General features: G+C 73.1%; 18 protein-coding genes. 12 read left to right on the top strand and 6 right to left on the bottom strand.

Going from position 1 to position 22,963, the window contains the following annotated elements:
• The first annotated feature begins 9 nt into the window (after positions 1 to 9).
• Positions 10 to 741 carry a TetR/AcrR family transcriptional regulator gene (locus ACFMQL_RS29595; protein ID WP_364053867.1) on the top strand — a complete coding sequence of 244 codons (732 nt, stop codon included), beginning with the start codon at positions 10 to 12 and terminating at the stop codon, positions 739 to 741.
• Positions 742 to 837: 96 nt separating this feature from the next.
• On the opposite strand, the gene ACFMQL_RS29590 is transcribed toward ACFMQL_RS29595, so the two are convergent.
• A complete protein-coding gene (locus tag ACFMQL_RS29590; RefSeq protein ID WP_364053870.1) occupies positions 838 to 1,146 on the bottom strand; it encodes a DUF4190 domain-containing protein in 309 nt (102 codons plus the stop codon).
• Positions 1,147 to 1,263: 117 nt separating this feature from the next.
• Between ACFMQL_RS29590 and ACFMQL_RS29585 the strand changes: the two genes are divergently transcribed.
• On the top strand, positions 1,264 to 2,154 hold the full coding sequence (locus ACFMQL_RS29585) for an ion transporter (protein WP_378788044.1): 891 nt from the start codon (positions 1,264 to 1,266) through the stop codon (positions 2,152 to 2,154).
• A 15-nt stretch (positions 2,155 to 2,169) separates the two neighbouring features.
• Here ACFMQL_RS29585 and ACFMQL_RS29580 read toward each other — a convergent pair whose 3' ends face one another.
• Positions 2,170 to 3,387 carry a low temperature requirement protein A gene (locus tag ACFMQL_RS29580; protein ID WP_364053876.1) on the bottom strand — a complete coding sequence of 406 codons (1,218 nt, stop codon included), beginning with the start codon at positions 3,385 to 3,387 and terminating at the stop codon, positions 2,170 to 2,172.
• Positions 3,388 to 3,389: 2 nt separating this feature from the next.
• Positions 3,390 to 4,004 carry a 30S ribosomal protein S4 gene (gene rpsD, locus ACFMQL_RS29575; RefSeq protein WP_364057464.1) on the bottom strand — a complete coding sequence of 205 codons (615 nt, stop codon included), beginning with the start codon at positions 4,002 to 4,004 and terminating at the stop codon, positions 3,390 to 3,392.
• Positions 4,005 to 4,081: 77 nt separating this feature from the next.
• Between rpsD and ACFMQL_RS29570 the strand changes: the two genes are divergently transcribed.
• Positions 4,082 to 4,783 (top strand): DUF2470 domain-containing protein, encoded by a 702-nt coding sequence (locus ACFMQL_RS29570; protein WP_378788042.1) that lies wholly within the window; start codon positions 4,082 to 4,084, stop codon positions 4,781 to 4,783.
• Between the two features lie 172 nt (positions 4,784 to 4,955).
• Here ACFMQL_RS29570 and ACFMQL_RS29565 read toward each other — a convergent pair whose 3' ends face one another.
• Positions 4,956 to 6,167: an ROK family transcriptional regulator gene (locus ACFMQL_RS29565; protein WP_364053882.1), complete on the bottom strand. Its 1,212-nt coding sequence runs from the start codon at positions 6,165 to 6,167 to the stop codon at positions 4,956 to 4,958.
• Positions 6,168 to 6,386: 219 nt separating this feature from the next.
• On the opposite strand from ACFMQL_RS29565, the gene zwf reads away from it, so the two are divergent.
• From zwf to ACFMQL_RS29525, 8 genes are all read left to right on the top strand, one after another.
• Positions 6,387 to 7,814, top strand: a complete 1,428-nt coding sequence (gene zwf / locus ACFMQL_RS29560) for a glucose-6-phosphate dehydrogenase (RefSeq protein WP_378788040.1) — start codon at positions 6,387 to 6,389, stop codon at positions 7,812 to 7,814.
• A complete protein-coding gene (gene edd, locus ACFMQL_RS29555) occupies positions 7,811 to 9,754 on the top strand; it encodes a phosphogluconate dehydratase (protein ID WP_378788038.1) in 1,944 nt (647 codons plus the stop codon). The genes zwf and edd overlap by 4 nt, the downstream gene beginning before the upstream one ends.
• Before the next feature lie 127 nt (positions 9,755 to 9,881).
• Positions 9,882 to 10,850 carry a glucokinase gene (glk, locus tag ACFMQL_RS29550; protein WP_364053888.1) on the top strand — a complete coding sequence of 323 codons (969 nt, stop codon included), beginning with the start codon at positions 9,882 to 9,884 and terminating at the stop codon, positions 10,848 to 10,850.
• 60 nt (positions 10,851 to 10,910) lie between these two features.
• On the top strand, positions 10,911 to 11,522 hold the full coding sequence (gene eda, locus ACFMQL_RS29545) for a bifunctional 4-hydroxy-2-oxoglutarate aldolase/2-dehydro-3-deoxy-phosphogluconate aldolase (RefSeq protein WP_364053891.1): 612 nt from the start codon (positions 10,911 to 10,913) through the stop codon (positions 11,520 to 11,522).
• A gap of 16 nt (positions 11,523 to 11,538) precedes the next feature.
• Entirely contained in the window at positions 11,539 to 14,694 is a 3,156-nt protein-coding gene (locus ACFMQL_RS29540) for an NACHT domain-containing protein (protein WP_364053894.1), read from the top strand.
• 185 nt (positions 14,695 to 14,879) lie between these two features.
• The gene (locus tag ACFMQL_RS29535; RefSeq protein ID WP_364053897.1) at positions 14,880 to 15,668 is read left to right on the top strand and encodes an IclR family transcriptional regulator; all 789 of its coding nucleotides are present in this window, start codon (positions 14,880 to 14,882) and stop codon (positions 15,666 to 15,668) included.
• Positions 15,669 to 15,804: 136 nt separating this feature from the next.
• The gene (locus ACFMQL_RS29530) at positions 15,805 to 16,950 is read left to right on the top strand and encodes a cytochrome P450 (protein WP_364053899.1); all 1,146 of its coding nucleotides are present in this window, start codon (positions 15,805 to 15,807) and stop codon (positions 16,948 to 16,950) included.
• Between the two features lie 182 nt (positions 16,951 to 17,132).
• Entirely contained in the window at positions 17,133 to 19,709 is a 2,577-nt protein-coding gene (locus ACFMQL_RS29525) for a protein kinase (protein ID WP_378788036.1), read from the top strand.
• Between the two features lie 205 nt (positions 19,710 to 19,914).
• Here ACFMQL_RS29525 and ACFMQL_RS29520 read toward each other — a convergent pair whose 3' ends face one another.
• Both ACFMQL_RS29520 and ACFMQL_RS29515 read right to left on the bottom strand, forming a co-directional pair.
• Complete coding sequence (locus tag ACFMQL_RS29520) at positions 19,915 to 20,190, bottom strand: hypothetical protein (RefSeq protein ID WP_378788034.1); 276 nt, start codon at positions 20,188 to 20,190, stop codon at positions 19,915 to 19,917.
• Between the two features lie 310 nt (positions 20,191 to 20,500).
• Positions 20,501 to 21,406, bottom strand: a complete 906-nt coding sequence (locus tag ACFMQL_RS29515) for a D-isomer specific 2-hydroxyacid dehydrogenase family protein (RefSeq protein ID WP_364053904.1) — start codon at positions 21,404 to 21,406, stop codon at positions 20,501 to 20,503.
• A 344-nt stretch (positions 21,407 to 21,750) separates the two neighbouring features.
• Between ACFMQL_RS29515 and ACFMQL_RS29510 the strand changes: the two genes are divergently transcribed.
• Positions 21,751 to 22,962: an MFS transporter gene (locus tag ACFMQL_RS29510; protein WP_364053907.1), complete on the top strand. Its 1,212-nt coding sequence runs from the start codon at positions 21,751 to 21,753 to the stop codon at positions 22,960 to 22,962.
• Position 22,963: the final 1 nt, after the last annotated feature.

The raw sequence follows: 22,963 nt of genomic DNA, 5'->3' as shown, positions 1-22,963 counted from the left end.
ATGGCAGGCATGACCGAGGGACTGCGGGAGCGGAAGAAGCGCGCGACGAGGCAGCGCATCTCCGACGTCGCGACGGGGCTCTTCATGGCGCGGGGGTTCGACAACGTGACGGTGGCCGAGGTGGCGCGGGCCGCCGACGTCTCGGTCAACACGGTCTTCAACTACTTCGGCACGAAGGAGGACCTGTTCGCCGACCGGCAGGACGAGGTGGTGGAGCAGGCGCCGAGGGTGCTGCGGGAGCGGCGGCCGGGCGAGAGCATCGTGCGCGCGTTCCGGCGCGACTACCTCGAGGCGATCGAGACCCGCCACTGGCGCTACGGGCTCAACGAGGGCAGCCACGTCTTCTCGAAGATCGTCAATGACAGCCCGGCGCTGACGGCCCGCATGCGCGAGATCGCGGTCGCGCAGGAGGAGACGCTGGCGCGGGCGCTGGCCGAGGAGCTCGACGCGCACCCTGACGACCTGACGCCGCGCCTCGTGGCGGCGCACCTGCTCGGCACCACGCGCATACTGAGCGAGCGCGCGATGACCATGATGGTCGCGGGCGAGGTGTGGGAGCGCATCGCTCCCATGCTGCGCGAGCAGGCCGAACGCGCCTTCGACCTGCTGGAGTCCGGGCTGGGGGCGCTCGGCCGCGAGCCCGGCGGCGGCGAGCCCAGCGGCGGCGAGCCCGGCGGTGGGGAGCGCGGCGGCGGCGGGCCCGGCGGCGGGGAGTCTGGCGCGCAGGAGCCGCCCGCCTAGCGGACGGCCCAAGAGGGCGGCGTGACGCGAAAAGGCGAAGAGCCCGGCTCAGGCGGGAGCCGTCCCGCGTGAGCCGGGCTCAGACGTCCGGCGCGATCAGTACGTGTTGATGCTCGCGATGACGCTCATCGTGATGATGAAGGCGACGAAGAGAGCGGCGAGGATGAGGAAGACCGTGCCGATGATGCCGCAGATGCGGCCGGCCTGGATCTGGCTGCGGTTCTCGTAGTAGTAACCGCTGGCGTCGATCTCCTTGAGTGCCTTGTTGCCCATCACCCACGCGAACGGGCCGATGAAGCTGCACACCACGATGCTGAGAATGCCCAGCACGAGGATCGTGGTGCCGTTGGGATGGCTCTGCGGAGGCGGTCCGTAGTAGCCAGGGCCGTAGTCGGGATAGGACATGCGTTTGTGGTCCCCTCACGTGGTCAAGGTCAGGTGGGTTTATACCACAGTCACCCTCTTGATCATGTTTGCGCCATCATGGTGAGGCACATGTCCACCCCTGAGGAGCCTGCCCCCGTGCGTGAACGCATGCGCGCCCTTCTCGCGCACCCGTACTTCCAGCGTTTCATCATCGGCGTCATCCTGATCAACGCGGCCACTCTCGGCCTGGAGACCTTCCCCGCCGTCGTCGAGCGCTACGGGACCCTGCTGACCGTGGTCGACCACATGGCGCTCTACATCTTCGCCGCCGAGCTGCTGGGCAAGCTGTACGTCGAGCGCACCGCCTTCGCGCGCGATCCCTGGAACATCTTCGACACGATCATCGTCGGCATCGCCTTCGCCAGCACCAACGGCGGCCTGTCGGTGCTGCGCTCGCTGCGCATCCTGCGGGTGCTGCGGCTGCTGTCCGTCGTGCCCAGCCTGCGCCGCGTCGTCTCGGCGCTGCTGCGGGCGATGCCGGGGATGAGCTCGATCGTGGTGCTGCTCTCGCTCGTGCTGTACGTGGCCGCCGTGATGGCCACCAAACTGTACGGTGCGACCGCGCCCGACCGTTTCGGCACCCTGCCGACCTCGCTGTTCACGCTCTACCAGACGATGACGGGCGACGACTGGGGCAACATCGCCCGCGAGGTGATGGCCACGCACCCTTCGGCGTGGATCTTCTTCGCCTCGTTCATCCTGGTCTGCACGTTCGTGGTGCTGAACCTGTTCCTCGCCGTCGTGGTGAGCGCCATGGACGAGGAGAACGCCGAGGAGCGGGTGGCGCAGAAGCAGGACGCCGCCTCGCAGACCGAGCGGATCCTCGCGGAGCTGGCCGAGCTGCGCAAGGAGGTCGCCGAGCTGCGGGCGCTCCAGACCGCCGTGCCGGTGGCGGCCGCCGCCGGCACGGCGCAGAACGGGTCGTCCAAGGCGCGGCGCAACGGCCACAACGGCAACGGCTCGCGCGCCAAGAAGAGCCGCAGGTGAGCCCCGTACGGTGAGTCAGACCCCGGCGGGGCGGTGCCGGTAGGCGACCAGCCACAGCGCCGGGATCAGCAGCAGCGCCACCACCAGCCATCCCGGCAGCAGCGCCGACACCCCCGCCACGACCAGCGAGGCGAGCACGGAGGGCACCGCCCAGCCCCAGATCCACCGCCGCTCGGCGCGCATGGCCAGCCCCACCGCCGTGGAGGCGGCGAAGTAGACCGCGAGGCCACCGCCCAGCACCCAGCCGACGCCGCCGTGCAGGTGCTCGGCGGGCGCGGCGGCCACCGCGCCGAGCCCGGCCGCGGTCGCGGTGATGCCCGCCGTCATGACGAAGTGCGCGGGCAGCGCCACGTACGGCTTCAGCCCGCTCTCGGTGGCGCCGGGGACGGCGCTGAGGCCGTACTGGAGGGTGAGCCACCACAGGGAGCAGATCAGCCCGAACCCGGCCAGCGCCGCGAGGCCGAGCTCAGGACCCCAGGTGTGCCCCGACGAGGCCAGCACGACCTGCATGACGGCCTCGCCGAGCACGATGATCACGAAAAGCCCGAGCCGCTCCCCCAGGTGGGCGAGCTCCAGCACGGCGGGCGCGACCCGCGGCACCGGGCGCGGGCGCACCTCGGCCGTGCCGCCGCGGCGGGCGGCGGTCGCGGCCCGGCGCAGCATGCGCGCCTCCGCCCTGTCGGCCCGCTCGCGCACTTCGGCCAGCAGCCGGTCGGGGCGGCGGCCGCTCAGGATGGAGAAGGCGAGGTCGAGGAGGACGCCGAGGCCCCACAGCACGTACCGCCAGGTGCCCTCGGCCCAGAAGGAGACGATCCACGGCGTGAGCCCCGCGCCGAGCTGCGCGGCCGGCCAGGCCGTCAGGACGGTGCCGGCGCGCTGCAGGCTGCGCGAGGCGCTGATCCTGGCGATGATGTACGCCCCGATGAACCACACGTCGTGCGTGCCGCCGGTGGGCATCTCGTGGGCCACGTCCGGCGCGGCGGCGGCCATCACCGCGATGCCGGCCATGCCGACCAGCATGTTGCGCACGCCGGCGCTCTCACCGCGGACGTTGGAGTAGAGGGTCAGCGACGTCCACGCGTTCCACACCGCGTAGTAGAGCAGCACGAAGAGCGCCACGTCCGGCCAGGTGGGATGGGCCAGGCGATGGGCGAGCTGCACCACCGCCACGACGACGACCAGATCGAAGAACAGCTCCAGCCAGCTCGCGTGACGCTCTCCCGCTTGGCTCATGGCTAACGAGAATAGAACTCCACCACGAGCTGCTCGTCGACGGGGACGGCGATCTGCTCGCGCTCCGGCCGGTGGGTGAGCGTGAAGCGCAGCTCGGGCAGATCGACCGACAGGTACGGCGCGGTGCGCTCGTCGGCGTGCACGCCTTCGGCGGCCGCCACGAAGGGCTGCATCCTGCGGGAGCGCTCGCGTACGGAGACGGTCTGGCCGGGCTTGACCAGGTAGCTGGGGATGTCCACCTTGCGGCCGTCCACGGCGATGTGGCCGTGGCTGATGTACTGCCGGGCCGCGTAGATCGACGGGGCCAGCCCGGCGCGCAGCACGAGCGAGGCCAGGCGGCTCTCCAGCAGCGTGACCAGCTCGGCGCCCGAGGCGCCCGGCTTGCGGACGGCGAGGTCCCAGTAGCGGCGGAGCTGGCGTTCCGAGACGTCGTAGTACCAGCGCAGCTTCTGCTTCTCCATCAGCCGCAGCCCGTAGTCGCCGGTGTTGCGGCGGTTGGTCTTGCGGCCGTGCTCGCCCGGCGGGTAGGGGCGCTGCTCGAAGTAGCGGACGGCTTTCCTGGTCAGCGGGACGCCCGCGCGACGTGACAGTCGCACCTTCGGGCCGGTGTAGCGCACGTTCACCTCGTGTGGTTAGGTAGTCCTTACTTAGGTAAGGCTAACCTATATGAGTTGCTGCCCTCAAGGAGGCGTCCATGCTCCCGATCCCCGAGCGGGTCCGCACCCTCGCCGCCACCGCGAACGTCGCCAAGCTGACCGTGGACGGCGCCCCCTCGCCCGCGCGGGGCGCGGTGGACGAGCGCGGGCGCCCGGTGCTGCTCGTGCTGCCCGGTGAGACCCTGCACCGGGTGCGGTCGGACGCCGTGGTCGCGGTGAACCTGACCTCGATGCGGCGGCTCGGCTCGGCGACCCATCCGCGCGGGTCGATCGAGGTGCAGGGCTGGGCGGAGCCGGTGCCGCAGGAGCAGGCCCGCGCGGCCGCGGTGACCGTCGCGGCGCGCTGCCCGGATGAGAATCTCTTCGACGCGCTCGAACGCTTCGGCGCGCCCGGCGCGCCGCGCCTGTTCCGGCTGGACATCGGCCAGGTCGTGTACCTGACCGGGCAGGAGTCGGGGATGCTCGACGCCGACGAGTACCTGGGCGCCGCGCCCGACCCGCTCGCCGGCGTCGCCGAGCGCGTGCTCGCCCACGTCAACGCCGCGCACCGGGCCCAGCTCGCCGCCGGGGTGGCCAGGCGGCTCGGCGAGCCCGCCGACGAGGTGTGGCTGTGGGAGCTGGACCGCTACGGCGCGACCGTACGGGTGGGCGAGACGCTCGTCCGCTTCCCCTGGCCGCGGCCCGCGCGCTCCACGCTGTGCCTGGAGACGGCGCTGCGCGGCCTGCTGTGCACCTGCTGATCTCCCTGACGCCCTCTGACGCCTTCGCGTGGCGGAGAACTGCGAGCGCCTGCGCTGACGTCCCGGCTCAGGCCCGCCCCGACGACTCCCTTCCGGCGTGCCGGCGGTCACGCACGACCGCTGGTTCGCCGACGTCGTACGGGAGAGCGCCCAGCCTCGCTGGGACCTGTGATCAGCCCGCGGCGGAGGTGGCGCGGTCGCGGCGCAGGGAGGCGAGGGTCATCGTCTCGTCGATGGCCTCGGGCGAGAGCACGTGGTCGAGCACCATCACCGCGCACCCGCTGATGCCGGCACCGGCGCCGAGCCTGCTGGGCTCGATGCGCAGGCGGCGGGTGGCCAGGGCGGTGGAGCGGCGGTAGACGACCTCGCGGATGCTCGACACCAGAGGCCCGAACGCCTCCGCGACGTCGCCGCCGAGCACCACGACCGACGGGTTGAGTATGTTGACCGCGCCCGCGAGCACCTCGCCGATGCGGCGGCCCGCCTCGCGCACGGTGGCCATGGTCTCGGCGTCGCCGGCCCGTACGAGCGCCGTCACGTCGGCGATCGTCTTGACGTCCTTGCCCATGGCGCGCAGGTCGCGCAGCAGGGCGGTGCCACTGGCGACGGAGTCGACGCAGTCGTAGTTGCCGCAGCGGCACAGCACGCCGCCGCCGTCGATGACCGGGATGTGGCCGATCTCGCCGGCCGCGCCGAGCGCGCCGCGCAGGATGCCGCCTCCGGCGATCACGCCCGCGCCGATCCGGGTGGAGATCTTGACGAACATCAGATCGTCGAGGTCGGGGTAGACGCCGCGGTGCTCGCCGATGGCCAGCACGTTCACGTCGTTGTCCACGAGCACGGGAACGGGGAAGCGCTCGCGGATGATCGGCGGGATGACCACGCCGGTCCACGACGCCATGACGCGGGCGCTCTCGGTGCGGCCCTGCGCGAACTCGACGGTGGCGGGCACGCCCATGCCGACGCCGCGGATCATCGAATGCGGCCGGTCACCGAGCAGCTCTTCCCAGGTGTCCATGAGCAGCGGCAGCACGATGTCGGGCCCCTGCTCGACGTCCATGGCGAACTCGCGGCCGACCAGCTCGCGGGCTGCCAGGTCGCACACGGCGACGCGGGTGCGGCTGGCGCCGAGCGCCGCCACCAGCACGACGCCGCCCTCGGCGTTGAACTCCAGCCGGACCGGCGGGCGCCCACCGGTGGACGGGCCGTCCGTCCGCTCGACGACGAGGCCGCGTTCCAGCAGCTCGGCGACGCGCAGCTGCACCGCGGGCCGCGACAGGCCGGTCACCCGGCCGAGGTCGGCCCGGGTCACGGCCTCTCCACTGCGGATGAGGCGGAGCACCTCGCCGCTCGTGGCGAGGCCGGAGGCGGTACGTCGAGGCATCGCTTAAGTGAACCACATGGGGTTCTGTCATGAAAAGTCGAGACTTTTTTATCTCAAATACCAAAACTCCGCTTGTGTACGACCAGAACTCTCGTTAGTGTCCGTTCTGTCCTTGCTTGGTACATCGTTCGGAGCCCCTACCGTGTCCCCGTCCGTCCCCCCGTCCTAGACGCACCCACCCCTGCGGACCCCGCCGTCGCCTACACCGCCGACCTCGTCGTGTTCGGCGGTACCGGCGACCTGTCCATGCGCAAACTGATCCCCGCGCTGTATCACAGCGACCGCGACGGCCGGCTGGCCCCGGACACCCGGATCATCGCCATGTCCAGGGGCGGGCTGACCGACGCCGACTTCCGCGGCAAGGTGGACGCCGAGGTACGCGGCCAGGTGCCGGCGGACGACCCGGACGGCTGGCAGCGCTTCCTCGGCCGCCTGCACCACGTGTCGGTGGACGTGGGAGGCCAGAACCGTTCCGGCTGGAGCGCGCTGAGCCGCCTGCTCGCCGGGTACGAGCAGCGCGACCGCGTCTTCTACCTGGCCAGCCCGCCCGCGACGTTCGGCCCGTTCTGCCGCGAGGTGCACCGGGCGGGCCTGGTGACGCCGCGCTCGCGGGTGGTGCTGGAGAAGCCGCTCGGCCACGACCTGGCCAGCGCCCAGCGCATCAACGACGAGGTCGGCGAGATCTTCGACGAGCGCCAGATCTTCCGCATCGACCACTACCTGGGCAAGGAGACGGTGCAGAACCTGCTGGTCCTGCGCTTCGCCAACGCCTTCCTCGAGCCGATCTGGAACTCCCTGTGGATCGACCACGTCCAGATCACCGCCGCCGAGACCGTCGGCACGCCGGGCCGGCGCGGCTACTACGACCAGGCGGGCGCGCTGCGCGACATGGTGCAGAACCACCTGCTGCAGCTCCTCACGCTGACCGCGATGGAGCCGCCGGCCCGCAACGACCGCGAGGCCATCCGCGACGAGAAGGTCAAGGTGCTGCAGGCGCTGCGGCCCATCACGGGCGGCGAAGTGGAACGCTTCACCGTGCGCGGCCAGTACACCGGCGCCGGTGACATGCCCGGCTATCTGGACGAGCCCGCCTCGACGCCGCCGACCGAGGCCTCGCGCCGGGTGGAGACGTTCGCCGCGATCCGGGCCGAGATCAAGAACTGGCGCTGGGCCGGGGTGCCGTTCTACCTGCGCACCGGCAAGCGCATGCCGTACCGGCGCTCGGAGATCGTGGTGCAGTTCAAGGACGTGCCGCACTCCATCTTCCCCGGCGGCTCGCCCAACCGGCTGGTGCTGCGGCTGCAGCCGGAGGAGGGCATCGAGCTGCACATCATGGCCAAGGAGCCGGGCGCGGGCGAGGTCACGCTCAAGCCGGTGCCGCTGTCGCTGAGCTTCGGCAAGACGTTCACGACGCGGGTGCCCGAGGCGTACGAGCGGCTGCTGACCGACGTGCTCGCCGGAAACCCCACCCTGTTCATGCGGCGCGACGAGGTCGAGGCGGCCTGGCGCTGGATCGATCCGATCCTGGAGGCGTGGAAGGCCGACCCCGTGCTGCCCGAGCCCTACCCCGCAGGAACCACTGGCCCCGCCGGAGCCCACGAGCTGCTCGGCCGCAGCGGTCGCGCCTGGCACGAGGAGGAACTGTGAACCCCGTCATTCAGGAGATCACCGATCGCATCACCGAGCGGAGCGCCGCCAGCCGGGCCGCGTACCTGGAGCGGATCCGCCGCGACGGGGAGGCCGCGCGGGCGAAGGGCCCGGCGCGCGCCCACCTCGGCTGCGCGAACCTCGCCCACGGCTTCGCCGGCGCCCCCGCCGAGGACAAGCCGGCGCTGCGCGGCACCGCCAAGCCCGGCGTGGCCATCGTGACCAGCTACAACGACATGCTGTCCGCGCACCAGCCGTACGAGACGTACCCGCCGGAGCTGAAGCGGGCCGTGCGCAAGGCGGGCGGCGTGGCGCAGGTCGCCGGCGGCGTGCCCGCCATGTGCGACGGCATCACGCAGGGCCGCGCGGGCATGGAGCTGTCGCTCTACAGCCGTGACGTGATCGCCTTGTCGACCGCGATCGCGCTGTCGCACGACATGTTCGACGCCGCGCTGCTGCTGGGCGTGTGCGACAAGATCGTGCCTGGGCTGTTCATCGGCGCGCTGCACTTCGGGCACCTGCCCGCGATCTTCGTGCCGGCCGGGCCGATGACCTCGGGCCTGCCCAACAAGGTCAAGGCGCGCACCCGCCAGCTCTTCGCCGAGGGCAAGGTCGGCAGGGACGAGCTGCTCGACGCCGAGGCGAAGTCGTACCACTCCCCCGGCACCTGCACCTTCTACGGCACCGCGAACTCCAACCAGGCGCTGATGGAGGTCATGGGCCTGCACCTGCCGGGTTCGACGTTCGTCAACCCGCACACCGAGCTGCGGCACGCGCTCACCGAGGCGGCCGGGCGGCGCGCGGTGGAGATCACCGCGCACGGCCCGGCGTACACGCCGATCGGCGAGCTGGTGACGGAGAAGACGATCGTGAACGCCTGCGTGGCGCTGCTCGCCACCGGCGGCTCGACCAACCACACGCTGCACCTGGTGGCCATGGCCGCCGCCGCGGGCATCGTGCTGACCTGGGACGACATGGCCTGCCTGTCGCGGGTCGTGCCGTCGCTGACCAAGGTCTACCCCAACGGCCAGGCGGACGTGAACCACTTCCGCGAGGCCGGCGGCATGCAGGTGCTCATCGGCGACCTGCTGGACGCGGGGCTGCTGCACGGCGACGTGATGACCGTGGCCGGCCCCGGCCTGGACCGCTACCGGGAGGCGCCGGAGCTGGTGGACGGCGAGCTGGTGTGGGCGCCGGTCACCGGCGGCAGCAAGGACCTCGACGTGCTGCGCCCGGTCTCCGACCCGTTCGCGCCCGACGGCGGCATCCACATGGTGGAGGGCAACCTGGGCCGCGCGGTCAGCAAGGTGTCGGCGGTCAAGCCCGAGCACCTGGTGATCGAGGCGCCGGCCAAGGTGTTCGACGACCAGCTCGAGCTGCTGAAGGCGTTCGAGGCGGGCGAGCTGGACGGCCAGGACTTCGTGGCGGTCATCCGCTACCAGGGCCCCAGCGCGAACGGCATGCCGGAGCTGCACAAGCTCACCCCGCCGCTGGCCGTGCTGCTCGACAGGGGGCAGCGGGTGGCGATCGTCACCGACGGCCGCATGTCGGGCGCGTCCGGCAAGGTGCCGGCCGCCATCCACCTGTCGCCCGAGGCCGCCGACGGCGGGCCGATCGCGCTGGTACGCGACGGCGACGTGATCAGGCTGGACTCCGCGCAGGGCACGCTGGAGCTGCTGGTGCCGGCCGAGGAGCTGGCCAGGCGCACGCCCGAGGGCCTGCCGCTGAGCGACGCCCAGTGGGTCGGCACCGGCCGCGAGCTGTTCGCCGCGTTCCGCCGCATGGCCGGCCACGCCGAGCAGGGCGCGGGCATCTTCGGCGTGAGCGGCGCCGAGTCGCCCGACCACGGCCCCGGCCTCGGCTTCCCCGCCCAGGCCGGCTCCTCGCACCTGGAGACGGGCGCGCCGGTCGGCGCGCGGCCCGCCGGACTGGTCCGGTGAACGTTCGCCCTCCCGTACGACGCGGTGCTCACGACCCCCTCTGGGCGGTCGTGAGCCGCCGTGGCATCCTTCGGTGGAGCAATCGGCTGCGCGATCTTGACGCCGCCCCAGAACGCCGGAGGTATGCGTGAGTGCCTTTGACCTTCCGTGGCTCGTCGCCGACATCGGAGGGACCAACGCCAGGTTCGGCCTGGTCACCTCGCTCGGAGCGCGCCCTTCGCACGTGGCGGTGCTGCCCGGCCGCGACTACCCGACGCTGCCCGACGCCATGGCCGCCTACCTCGCCGAGCACGCGGGCGGTGTCAGGCCGGGCGCGGCCTGCCTGGCGCTGGCGGGGCCGATCGAGGGCGACCGCTACCGGCTGACGAACTCCTCGTGGGCGGGCAGCGTCCACGAGCTCGACGTGCCGTACGTACGGCTGCTCAACGACTTCGAGGCGCTGGCCGTGTCGCTGCCCCACCTGGAGGGCGACGAGCTCGTCTCGCTGGGCGGCCCGCCGCCCGGCGACGAGGGCGTCAAGGCGGTGCTCGGCCCCGGCACGGGGCTCGGCGTGGGCGGCCTGGTGCCGTCCGGGCAGGGCTGGGTGCCGGTGCCCGGCGAGGGCGGGCACGTCACGGTGCCGGTCGTGGAGCCGCGCGAGTTCGAGGTGGTCCGCGCGCTGCGCTCGCAGGGCGTGGAGCACGTGGTGGCCGAGCACCTGCTGTCCGGGCCCGGCCTGGTGCGGCTGCACCGGGCGCTCGCCCTGGTGAACGGCGTCACCGCGCCGGAGCTGACCGCCGCCGACATCGTGGCCAGGGTGGACGACTCGCTGTGCGCCGAGACCGTCGAGATGTTCTGCGCGCTGCTCGGCGGCTTCGCCGGCAACGTGGCGCTGACGCTCGGCGCGCGGGGCGGGGTCTATCTCGCCGGCGGCGTGCTGCCCCGTATCGTGGAGCGCGTGCGCGGCAGCGCCTTCCGCACGCGGTTCGAGTCCAACCCCGACATGGCCGCCTACCTGTCAGGGATCGGGACGTCGCTCATCGTGGCGGCCCAGCCGGGCATGACCGGCGCGGCCGCCTGGCTGAGCCATCGGGCCCGCAGGGAGCTGGTGGGCTGACCACCGCCCCCGGATGAGACGGCCTCTTCCATGAGTGCCGATGAGGAGAGAGAAAACCGCATGAGCTTGCTCGATCTCGCCCCCGTGATCCCCGTCGTGGTGATCGAGGACGCGTCCACCGCCGTCCCGCTCGCGCGGGCGCTGGTCGCCGGGGGGCTGCCGGTCATCGAGGTGACCCTGCGCACGCCCGCCGCGCGCGAGGCCATCGCCGCGATCGCCGCCGAGGTGCCGGAGGCCACGGTGGGCGCGGGCACGGTCAGGACGGCCGAGGACGTCATCGCGTCGGTCGCGGCCGGCGCGAAGTTCCTGGTCTCGCCCGGCACCACGCCGTCGCTGGTGGAGGCACTGGACTCGAGCGGGGTGCCGTACCTGCCGGGCGCGGCCACCGTCTCGGAGGTGATGGCGCTGGCCGAGCGCGGCATCAAGGAGATGAAGTTCTTCCCCGCCGAGGCGGCGGGCGGCGTGCCGTACCTGAAGGCGATCGGCGGCCCGGTGCCGGACGTGCGCTTCTGCCCCACCGGCGGCATCCGCCTGGCCACCGCCCCCGACTATCTGGCGCTGCCCAATGTCGGCTGCGTCGGCGGCACCTGGCTCACCCCTGCCGACGCGCTGGCGGCCGGCGACTGGGCCCGCGTGGAGAAGCTGGCCGCGGAGGCCGCCGCGCTCCGCTGACCCCGATAATGGCGGGGTGGCATGGGAGACAGCCGCGCTGAAGGCGGGCACGGCGGTCGGCGAGCGGGCCGTACGCGCCTGGCTGGCCGCCAGGTCGTCGGCCGAGAGCGGCCGGCTGCCGCTCGTCGAGCTGATGCGCGCCCGCTTCCCCGACCAGCTCGTCCGCCGCAAGGCGCAGCGGCAGATCGAGGACATCGCCGACGCCGTGACCGCGCGGATCACCAAGCTGTGCGGTCACGAGTACCCCGGGCTCGGCGACGACGACCGGCTCGTCGTGCTCGCCGAGGTCACCGACGCGCTGGGGCGGGCCGACCTGTCCGACCGCGCCATCTTCGCCGCCGACGCCGACCCCGTACGGCTGGCGCGCGAGCTGCGCAGGGCCCTGCCCGCCTCCAAGGACCTGAGCGAGCCGCAGGCGCGGCTGTACGAGGTCGTGCTCGACGAGTGCTGCGACTGCCTGGTCCGGGTGGTGCGGCACCTGCCCGAGTTCCAGCCGCGCGCCGCCGCCGAGACGCTGTCGCGGCTCACCGGCCTGGGCGAGCAGCTCGCCGCGATGCTCGAACGGTTACCCGCGCGCACCCTGTTCGCTCCCGAAGGGTCCGACCTCGACGCCGAATTCCGCCGCCGCTACCTGGAGCACATCTCCCGCACGCTGGACAACCTGGAGCTGCTGGGCGTCCGGGTCGAGCGGTTCCGTCCGCGGATGTCGTTGAGCGTGGCCTACATCAGCCTGTCGGTGACGGCCTCGCGCGCCGCGAGCGGCCTGCACGCCGCCTGGCATGACGTACCCGACGAGCTCGCCGCGATGCGCGTGGAGAGCGCGCTCGGCCAGGGCCGCCGCATCCTGCTGCGGGGCGAGGCCGGCGGCGGCAAGAGCACGCTGCTGCGCCGGCTCGCGGTCACCGCCGCCAAGGGCGGCTTCGAAGGCGAGCTGGCCGGCTGGAACGGCTGCGTGCCGTTCCTGGTGAAGCTGCGCAGCTACGCCGACCGCGAGCTGCCGAGACCGGAACAGTTCCTCGACCTGACCGCGGGGCCGCTGGCCGGGCTGATGCCGGCGGGCTGGGTGCACCGGCAGCTCGCATCCGGCCGGGCGCTGCTGCTGATCGACGGCGTCGACGAGCTCACCGGCGGCCAGCGCAGGGCCATCAAGCCGTGGCTGAGCGGGCTGCTCGCCGAGTTCCCCTCGATCCGCGTGCTCGTCACCAGCCGCCCCTCTGCCGCGTCGGCGGCGTGGCTGGAGGAGGACGGCTTCGCGCCCGCGTTCCTCGAACGCATGACGCCCGCCGACACGCGGGCGCTCATCGAACACTGGCACGAGGCCATCAGAAGCAGCGCCGACCTGCCCTGCCCGCCCGAGCAACTGCCCGTGGTGCGCGAGCGGCTGCTGTCCCACCTGGAGAGCGCCCCGCACCTGCGCGCCCTGGCCGCCACCCCGCTGCTCGCCTCCATGCTCTGCGCGCTCAACCTCGACCGCACCTCCCAGCTCCCGCCCGACCGCATGGGCCTGTACGCGGCGGCGCTGGAGATGCTGCTCGAACGCAGGGACGCCGAGCGGGTCATCCCCAGCTACGGCGAGCTGCACCTGAACCGGGCGCAGAAGCTCCAGGTGCTGCAGGAGCTGGCCTGGCAGCTGTCCGTCACCAACCGGGTCGAGCTGTCCAAGCAGGCGGCGCGGGGGTACGTCGACCGGGTGGTCGCCACGATGCCCCGCGTGCGTGCCGACGGCGGGCAGGTGCTCGACTACCTGCTCGCCCGGAGCGGCGTCATCCGCGAACCTGTGGAAGGGCGGATCGACTTCGTGCACCGGACCGTGCAGGAGTACCTGACGGCGCGGGCCGCCGCCGAGGTCGGTGATGTGGAGCCGCTGGTCTCCAACGCCCATCGTGATCAGTGGCGTGAGGTCGTGGTGATGGCCGCCGGCCACGCGAACGGCCCCCTGCGCGAGGCCCTGCTGGAGGGGCTGCTGCACCGCATCGCCACCGAACCCCGCCGCGCCCGCCGCCTCAAGATCGTCGTCTGCGCCTGCCTGGAAACCTTGCCCTCGGTCCCGGAGCGCCTCCGCGAGGCCGTGGACAAATGCCTGGACGACCTCATCCCGCCGAGGGACATCAGTGCGGCCCGCTCTTTGTCCCTGGCCGGCCAGGTGGTTGTGGACCGCCTCCCGAAGGACCTGAGCGGCCTCTCTCCCGCCGTCGCCCGCGCCTGCACCGCAACCGCGCAAATGATCAATGGACCCGCCGCACTGGACCTGCTGGCCGGGTATGCCCGTGATGAGCGGGTCCAGGAGGAGCTGGTGGACGGCTGGCGATACTTCGAACCGCATGCCTACGCCCGGCGGGTGATCTCCGCTGTGAAGAGCCCGCGCCGGCTCCTCGTGACCACGGCTGGGCAGATGGAAGCCGTGCGCGGGCTGCCACCGCAGGAGTACATCCACATCGTCATGCCGGCGGTGCGAGATCTGGAGCCGCTGCTCGCCCACCGCACGACGCTGACCCGGCTCAACGTGAACAGCGTCATCGACGCGGCGGGGGTCTCCGTCCTGCGCCGGCTCAGTGCGCTGACGGACCTTTCCGTGGGCAGCGCGGAGTGCCTGGAATTTCTGGCGGACCTGCCGCGCCTCTCCTCGCTCAGTCTGGGTCATGTGCCGTCCGGCTCCGGCGTCGCTCTCCTCAACCACCTCATCGGGCTCGAACACCTGGAAATAGCAGACGCCTCTTCCCTGACCACGTGGGAGTGCCTGCCCCCGCTGGACCGGATGCGGTCGCTGGCGATCTACGGCACGCCGCTCATGGCCTCGGTCCGCGATCTCGTCGAGCGCGCCCCCGCCCTAGAGTTCCTGGCGATAGGGCGCCAGGATCGCCTCACCGGTCTTGACGCGCTCGGCCACACCGGCGTCACCCAGCTCGCCTTCTTCCGCGTCCCCTGTCTGAATGACCTCTCGCCCCTCGCTGCCTGCCGGACGCTGCGCGACCTCCAGCTCGTGGAAACGCCGGTGGGAGACCTCTCGCCCCTGGCAGAGCTGCCCGAGCTGCGGGCGCTGTCGCTAGCGGCGTGCCCTCCTGGCCTCGACCTCGCCCCGCTGGCGGGAAACACCCGGCTGAAGGTGTACCTGCTCGGAGGCCAGAAGGCGAAGAACGGAGAGCTCCTCGGGAAGCGGCTGCGGCGTCTCTGATCAGCTCCAGATCGAGACGCGCACGGCAGGGCGGAGGTCACCGTGTCCGCGTACAGAGAGATCATCCCTCTTCACTGAGCGTGGTATCACCGGGCGGCGGCCGGGTAGGTGAGCGGTTGTAACAGCAAGCCCAACCGCAGCCCCGGGAAGCCCCTTCTGCTCCTCGGAGAGCGAAAGGGACATCGATGCCGACGGAAACGATCAGCCAAGCGCACACGGTGCCGGACGAGCGCCCCGCGTCCCAGCCGGGCAGCCTGGAGCGGGGCATCGACATCCTGCTCGCGCTCAGCGCCGCCTCAGGGCCCGTCACGCTGTCGCAGTTGTGCCGCAGCACGGGCCTGCCCAAGTCGACCGCCCACCGCATACTCGGCGTGCTGTGCTCGCGCGCGCTCGCCAGGCGGGTGGGCAGCGCGTACCTGCCGGGCGAGCTGCTGGAGTCGATGGCCGGGGTGACCTGCCCGCGCATCCCCGGCACTCGCAGGCTCGTGCTGCCCTACCTGCTCCACCTGTACGAGGCCACCAGGCAGACGGTGAACCTGGCCGTGCCCGCCGGTCTCGAGGTGCGCTACGTCGAGCGCATCTACGGCCACGACCGGGTCCGCTCGCGCTCCGACGGCGACGACCGTGCGCCGCTGCACTGCACGGCGGCCGGCAAGGCGCTGCTCGCCTTCGACCCGAAGCTGCGCGACGGGCTGCCGGCGCGCAGCCCGTTCGAGCGGATGACGCGCCGCACGATCACCGGCCTGGCGGCGCTCGAACGTGAGCTTGCCCAGGTGCGCAGGTATGGCGTCGCGTACGCGCGGGAGGAGTACACCGAGGGCGTGTCCTGCGTGGCGGCTCCGGTGTTCGGCCCGGGCGGGCGGGTCTGCATGGCGGTGGCGGTGGCGGCGCCTGCCCACCTGCCGCTGGCGCGGCTGGACATCTCCGTACGCGGGGCCGCCCAGGCACTCTCCGGGGCCCTGCTCAGCAGGTGATCGTTCCGGTGGCCGGAACACCGACCGATCTTGAAGCCGGAAGTGTTCCATTGACCGAGACCCCGCATTGCGGCGGCGTCGCAGGGACGATCACATCGATCCATGACCTACCCACCCGTTCTCCGCAAGGCCACGCGTGCCTAGGGGGCTGCCCAGGACCACCCTGCTGGAGAGCCTGCGCCTGACCGCCCTGCTCCTCCCGCCGGGCATGCCGCACGTCACGCACGGCCGCGACCTGCTGCGCTCGCGCGCGCTGCTGGCCGACCTCGAAGCCCGCTACGGCGGCCGTCCCGTGCTCGTCCGCAAGCCGCGCCGGGCAGCCCTGCTCGTGCTGTCCAAGCGCGACGCCCTGCGCGTCCTGGACGGGGACGACGACGCCTTCGCGCCCGCGCTCGACGAGCGTCCCTTCGGCCTGCCCACCGACGTGCTGCGGCCGCGCTTCACCGAGATCGCCCAGGAGGAGGCCGGCGAGCTGGCCAGCGGCGTGGTCGACCACTCGCGGCTGAACGCCTGCTGGCAGCGCGTGGCCAGGCGCTGCGTCTACGGCGACGGGGCCGCCCGCGACGAGGAGCTCACCCGCCTGCTCGAAGGCATCACGCGGGCCGGCCGGTGGCGGGCGGGCCGCCGCCAGGAGATCCTGTCAGGACGTTACGACGCCCGCATCATCGACCACCTGCGCAGGGCCGAGCCCGGCAGCCTGGCCGGACTGATCGCCGAGACGCCCGAGCCCGAGGCGCGCGGTCTCATGCAGGCGGCGTACTGGCTCATGGGGTTCGGCTGCGCCGCCGCCGGGCTGACGCAGACGCTGGCGCTGCTCGCCGCGCACCCCGGCCACCGCAAGACCGCCCGCAACGACCCCGACCACCTGCGCGCCTGCCTGCGCGAGGGCCTGCGCCTGTGGCCGTCGGTGCCGGCGCTGTCGCGGGTCACCACCACCGACACCGAGTGGTACGGCTCCACCGTGCCCGCGGGCACCCCCGTCCTCGTGCCGGTCGCGGCGCACCAGCGCAGCCCGCGCCTGCCGTACGCCGACACCTTCGCCCCCGAGATCTGGCTCGACGGCACCGCCGCCACCGAGTGGTGGGCGCGGCCCGGCTGCGACGGCGTGCACCTGACGCTCGCCGTCGGCACCGCCTTCCTCGGCGCCATCCTGCGCACCGCACGCCCCAAGCCCGTCGGCAGGCTGCTCTCGCCCCACCGGCCGCTGCCGCACGCCATCGATCTCGCCCGCCTGCGCGTCTCCATGCGGCCCCTGCGCCGCGACCCCGCCCGAGGCTGCTGAACGGCCTACCCGTTGGGGCCATGCACGGCCTAGTGGCCAACGGACATCGCCTGTCTCCGTTAGAGTCTGGGGTACAAACGGGATGCCGGGCGCGGGGACAGTTCGGGTTGTCACACGATACGAACCGGCGGGAGGAACGGTTCGGGTTGCGACGGGATGACGACGGCGAGAGGACGGCGACGTTGGGGCGCTCCGCAGGCACTCCTCTTGAGCCGGAAGACCCGCCGGCGATCGGCCCCTACGAGCTGATCCGCCGTCTCGGCTCCGGTGGCATGGGCGTGGTCTACCTCGCCAAGGCCCCCGACGGCTCCAAGGTCGCGGTCAAGGCGATCAGGCGCGACTTCACCGCCGACCCGGTCTACCGGGCGCGGTTCCACGAAGAGGTGTCCAACGCGCGCAAGGTCGCCTCGTTCTGCACCGCGCGCGTGCTCGACCACGGCGAGGACCGCGGGCGGCTCTACCTCGTCACCGAGTACATCGACGGCATCTCGCTCGAAGACCACCTCATCGAGCACGGCGCGCTGTCGCCGTCCGTGCTGCACGCCGCCGCCGTCGGCGTGGCCGCCGCGCTCACCGCCATCCACGCCGCCGGGCTCGTCCACCGCGACCTCAAGCCCGCCAACGTGATGCTGACGCTGGCCGGGCCGCGCGTGATCGACTTCGGGCTGGCCCGATCCACCCACGTCCACTCCCGCCACACCAACGCCGGCATGGTCATGGGCACGCCCGGGTGGATCGCTCCCGAGCAGGTCTTCGAGGGCCAGACCAGCCCGGCCGGCGACGTGTTCGCGTGGGGGTCGCTCATCGCGTACGCGGGGCTCGGCGGGCATCCGTTCGGCGAGGGCGACGCGTACGTGATGGCGGCCAGGGCCCGGCAGGCGCCGCCCGACCTGCGGGGGCTGCCCGAGCCGCTGGACCGGCTCGTCGCGGCGGCCATCCACCCCGACCCCGCGCGCCGGCCCGCCGCCCGGCAGCTGCTGCTCGAACTGGTGGGCGCGGCCGACGAGCCCGCCGCGCAGCTCGCCGCCACCAAGCATCTGACCAACGCGTGGAACCCGTCGGAGTTCGGGCCGCTCATGCCGCCCCCGCCCGACGTCGCCCACGCCGGGGCCCACCCCGCTGCCCACCTTCCGCCGCAGCCGCCGCCGGCCGAGCGCACCGGCCCGACGCCCGGCACCTCCCGGGCACCGCAGCCGCCTGGCGATCGCGGCCCCGTTCCCGGTCCGGCACCGCACCCCGGCGCGGCCCCTCACGTCGCACCGCAGGGCGCCCCAGGCCCCTCCCATGGCCCACAGCCCGGCCCGGCCCACGCACCTGCGCCCCAGCCCGGCCCCGGCACGCCCCAGCCCGGCCTTGGCACGCCCCAGCCGGGCCCTCAGGGAGGCCCTGGCGGGCCGCAGGGCGGCCCGAACGCGCCGCAGGGCGGCCCCGCCGCACCCCAAGGTGGGACAGGTGCGCCCCAGGCCGGCCCCGGCGGGCCCCAACCGGGCCCTGGAGCACCCCAAGGCGGCCCGGCCACGCCCCCACCCGGACCGAACACGCCTCAAGGCGCCCCGGGAGCACCCCAGCCTGCCCCGGTAGCACCTCAAGGTGGCCCCGCCACGCCCCCACCCGGACCGAACACGCCTCAAGGCGGCCTCGGAGCACCTCAGGGTGGGCCGGGCTCGCCGCAAGGCGGACCTGGCGCCCAGCAGGGTGGGCCTGGCGCGCCTCAGGGTGGCCAGGCCGGGCCGCAGGGCGGGCCGCAGGCCGGGCCGGGGGCTCCGCAGCCCGGCCCGAACGTGCCGCAGGCCGCGTCGGCGCACGCGCCGCAGCAGGTCGTACCGGGAGGCGCCCCGCAAGGTGGCGCTCCGCAAGGTGCACCGCAAGGAGGCGCCCCGCAAGGCGCACCGCAAGGGGGTGCGCCGCAGCCGCCGCCCGCCGAACGCACCGGACCACGGCCCGGTGGGGCGCACCCACAGCCGCCGTCACCGGCCGAGCGCACGGGACCGCGCCCCGGTTCGTCGCACCAACCGCCACCCGCCGAGCGGACCGGACCCCGGCCGGGCTCGTCACGCCCGCCCCGGCAGCCGCCGCCCGCCGAACGCACCGGGCCGCGGCCGGGTGGCGCACACCCGCAGCCGCCATCGCCAGCCGAGCGCACGGGACCGCTGCCGAGGGTGTCGCACCCGCCGCAGCAGCCGCCGCTGGAGTGGACCGGGCCGATGCCGCAGGTGCCCGTGCCGCCACGCCAGGGCAGGCCCATGCCCCAGCGGCCGGGCCGGGGGCCGCGCCAGCTCTACGGCAACCCCAAGCGCGGCGTGGCCACCGGCTGCCTGGCCGCGGTGGCGATCGTCGCCGTGCTGATGGTGGTGGTGATATCCGGGCTGTCCTGGTTCTTCCGCTCGCCCGCCGTCGGCGAGGACGGGCCGGTGCAGGACGGCAAGCTCCGCTTCGCGGTGACCGGCGTGAACTGCGCCGACACGGGGAAGGCGGCGGCCAAGCGTACGTGCGAGGTCGGCATCCAGGTCAGGAACGTCGGCCAGGAGGCCCGCGTGCTCTACCCCGGTCAGCAGAAGCTGATCGACGAGGACAAGGCCCTGCACGGCGGCACCAAGCTGCTCGACGAGGACGGCAAGGAGATCACCCCGGTCCGTATCGAGGCGGGCCGGACGTTCAAAGGGGCGCTGGTGTTCGAGCTGCCGAACGACCTCGACCCGCTGGGCCTGGAGGTCCACGACTCCGGCCTGAGCCGAGGCGCCCGCCTCAACCTCGACTGATCCGAGGGGGTTGCAGCCCCAGCCCGAGCCAGGCACCCGCCGCCGCACGGGCGAGCGAGCACTGACCCCGGCAAGGCGCACCCCGCTGCCCACAGCGGGACAGCACCCCGCCGAACCCCCGCTGCCAAGGCAGCCCGCCGGGTGCGGACCACCGCAGCAGTTGGGGGTGGAACCGGACCCAACGAGACGCGCACATCCGCCGCACTCAGCACAACGGCGAGGCGACCGACCGGAGCCGGAACGCCGCGACCCCCACGCTCAAGGTGGGCGCCCGACGAGACGGGCGGATCCGCCGCACCCACCGCACCGGCGAGACGCGTGGACCCGGCACACCCGGCACGCTGGAGGCGGTGACCCATCCGCGGTGTGCGACCGGCACCTGCCGCGCCCGGTCGGTCTCCGGCTCGGCCGGCATCAGCCGCGCCGCCACCAGCAGATCCAGCTCGCCACGGCCGCGGCGGCGTGGCAAGTCGGCCGCCATCCTCAGCGACGGCAGCCGGGAGGCGGAGCCCTCGACCGCCGGATACGGAGGCCCGCCTTCCCCGCGGCAGGCGCCTGAGCCGAACCGGCGGTTGGGAGGTCAGGCGGCGGTGGAAGGGACGCTCGGGCGGTCGAGAGGGCGATCAGGCGACCCGGGAGGGGCGGGAAGGCGGGAGGGGCGGTCAGGCCGGTCGGAGGGGCGGTCAGATGGCCTGGAGGGGCGATCTGACCGCCGGGAAGGACGCTCAGACCACCGGGAAGAGCGGTCAAACAACCGGGAAGAGCGGTCAGACCGCCGGGAAGGGCAAGGGTCAGAAGCCTTGGGAGGGGGAGGCGATGCCTTCCAAGGGTTCGCCGGCGATGAGGTGGCGGACGTTGGCCGTGACCCGGTCGGCCAGGCCGCGCCAGTAGGCCGGGCGCGGGTTGGCGCTGTGCGGGGTGATGAGCACGTTCTCCAGGGTCCACAGCGGGTGGCCGTCGGGCAGCGGCTCGGGGTCGGTGACGTCGAGCGCCGCCCCGCCGATGGCGCCCGAGCGCAGCGCCTCCACCAGCTCGTCGGTGACGACGAGGCTGCCTCTGGCGACGTTCACCAGCCAGGCGTCCTCGCGCATGAGCCCGAACTCGTGCGTGCCGAACATCCCCCTGGTCTCGGGAGTGGCGGGCGCGGCGACGACGACGTAATCGGCCTCGGGCAGCGCCTCGCGGAAGCGGGCGCGCGGCAGGATGGTGTCGGCGCCCGGCACCTCGCCGCGGTCGCTGACCGCCACGACGCGGCAGCCGAACGGCTCCAGCAGCCGGGTCAGCGACCTGCCGATGCCGCCCGCGCCGACGATGGCGACCGTCGATCCGGCCAGCACGCGGGAGTCGTTGCGGCCCCAGGTGGTGGCTCTGGCGTGGCGGTGCAGGGAGCGGGCGGCGGCCAGCATGAGGGCGAGCGCGTGCTCGGCGACGGCCGGGCCGTAGGCGCCGGTGGCGGCGGTGAAGACGGGGTGGTCGGCGAGGATGCCGGCGTCGGCCCACCGTTCGATGCCGGCGTGCGGGAGCTGCACCCAGCGGATGCCCTCGTGCAGCATGCCGCGCAGCTCCTCCGGGTCGTCGTTGCCGTAGTAGACGATCGCCTCGGCCTGCTCCAGCGGGACGACCCGCCCGCCGGCGCGGCTGACGGCGTCGATGAGCACGGGAACGGGTTCGGGGCCGACGTGGACGGCGACGGTCATCGGGGCTGCCTCCCGGTGGTACGCGTGGATCGGGCACGAGCTTATCCGGCCCGCAAAGGCCGCCGTCTGCCGAGGTCTCCGCCAGACGGGCACACTCCGCCCGCGACGGCCAGGACAGCGCCCTCCTCGGCTTCTGGCGCGTGCACAGGGGCCGGGCTTCGCTCGGCGGTCAAGCTGACGGCGCGTCACCCGTTCCGGCGTTCGGCATTTCCGAAATATCGGTTTACGCACGCCGTACCGGCAGATCATCCCGATTTATCGGGACTCAAGTCGTAAAGTGGGGCGCTTGACCATAAGCCACCCATGAGCAACGCTGTAGCGACAACCGTTGCCGGGGGCATCGCGTGAGGCGTCCATTCATCATCTTCCTGGCCGCCAACGCCTTATCCGTCACCGGCAACATGCTCTCCCTGCTCGCCGTCCCCTGGTTCGTGCTGGAGACGACCGACAGCGCGGTGCTGACGGGGCTGGCCTCGTTCGCCACCACCTTCCCCATCGTGATCTCCGCCGCGTTCGGCGGCACGCTGGTGGACCGGCTCGGGTACCGCGCGACGAGCGTGCTGTCCGACCTGGCGAGCGGGGTGGTGGCGCTGGCCGTGCCGCTGCTGTTCGTGACCTCAGAGCTCGGCTATCCGCTGCTCCTGCTGCTGCTCTTCCTGCGCTGGCTGGTGACCACGCCCGGCGAGACCGCGCGCAAGGCCATGCTGCCCGACCTGTCGGTGGCGGCGGACGTGCGCATCGAGCGGGCGGCGGCGGCTTACGACGGGGTCTACCGGGCGGCCGCGATGGTGGGCGCGCCGCTGGCGGGGGTGCTGATCCTGTGGTTCGGCCCGCACCTGCTGCTGTTCGTGGACGGGGTGTCGTTCCTGCTGTCGGCGCTGCTGATCGGGTCGGGGGTGCCGCGCGTGTGGCGGGGCGAGCGGCACTCGACCGGCTACCTCGGCGACCTGCGGGCCGGGCTGGCGTTCCTGTGGCGGGACCGGCTGCAGCTCAGCGCCACCGTCATGGTCGTGGTGGTCAACCTGCTGGACACGGGCGTCACGCAGGTGCTGCTCGCGCTCTACTCGCGCCAGGTGGTGGGCGACCCGCGCGCCTTCGGCCTGCTCACGGGCGTGCTGGGGGCGGGCGCGGTGGCCGGGACCATCGTGTACGGCGCCACCGGCGAGCGCCTGCCGATGCGGCTGACGTACGGGCTGGCCTTCCTGCTCGCCGGGGTGCCGCGCGTGCTGGTGCTGGCCCTGGGCGCGCCGTTCCCGGTGGCGCTGGCGGTGACGGCGGTGTCGGGGTTCGCGGCGGGCGCGATCAACCCGATCCTGGGCATCCTGCAGTACGACAGGATCCCCGCCCCGCTGCGGGCCCGGGTGATCGGCACGATGACGGCGGCCATGTACGCGGGCATGCCCATCGGCGGCCTGCTCGCGGGCTCGCTCAGCTCCCTGACCGGCCTGGACGTGACGCTGCTGATGTTCACCTGCGTGTACGTGCTGATCTCGGTGCCGCCGTTCGTCTTCCGCACCTGGCGGGAGCTGGACCGCTCCCGCCCGTTCAGAGGCTGAG

This window comes from Nonomuraea fastidiosa (genome assembly GCF_042751225.1).
Lineage (GTDB): Bacteria > Actinomycetota > Actinomycetes > Streptosporangiales > Streptosporangiaceae > Nonomuraea > Nonomuraea fastidiosa.
This window is presented reverse-complemented; position numbering and strand designations above follow the sequence as displayed.

Bases quoted from the DNA above. Each gene is read 5' to 3' on its own strand.
- ACFMQL_RS29580 (WP_364053876.1), bottom strand. From the start codon at position 3,387: ATGAGCCAAGCGGGAGAGCGTCACGCGAGCTGGCTGGAGCTGTTCTTC.
- ACFMQL_RS29535 (WP_364053897.1), top strand. From the start codon at position 14,880: ATGCCGACGGAAACGATCAGCCAAGCGCACACGGTGCCGGACGAGCGC.
- ACFMQL_RS29520 (WP_378788034.1), bottom strand. From the start codon at position 20,190: ATGGCGGCCGACTTGCCACGCCGCCGCGGCCGTGGCGAGCTGGATCTG.
- ACFMQL_RS29570 (WP_378788042.1), top strand. From the start codon at position 4,082: ATGCTCCCGATCCCCGAGCGGGTCCGCACCCTCGCCGCCACCGCGAAC.
- ACFMQL_RS29595 (WP_364053867.1), top strand. From the start codon at position 10: ATGACCGAGGGACTGCGGGAGCGGAAGAAGCGCGCGACGAGGCAGCGC.
- ACFMQL_RS29565 (WP_364053882.1), bottom strand. From the start codon at position 6,167: ATGCCTCGACGTACCGCCTCCGGCCTCGCCACGAGCGGCGAGGTGCTC.
- ACFMQL_RS29590 (WP_364053870.1), bottom strand. From the start codon at position 1,146: ATGTCCTATCCCGACTACGGCCCTGGCTACTACGGACCGCCTCCGCAG.
- eda (WP_364053891.1), top strand. From the start codon at position 10,911: ATGAGCTTGCTCGATCTCGCCCCCGTGATCCCCGTCGTGGTGATCGAG.
- ACFMQL_RS29515 (WP_364053904.1), bottom strand. From the start codon at position 21,406: ATGACCGTCGCCGTCCACGTCGGCCCCGAACCCGTTCCCGTGCTCATC.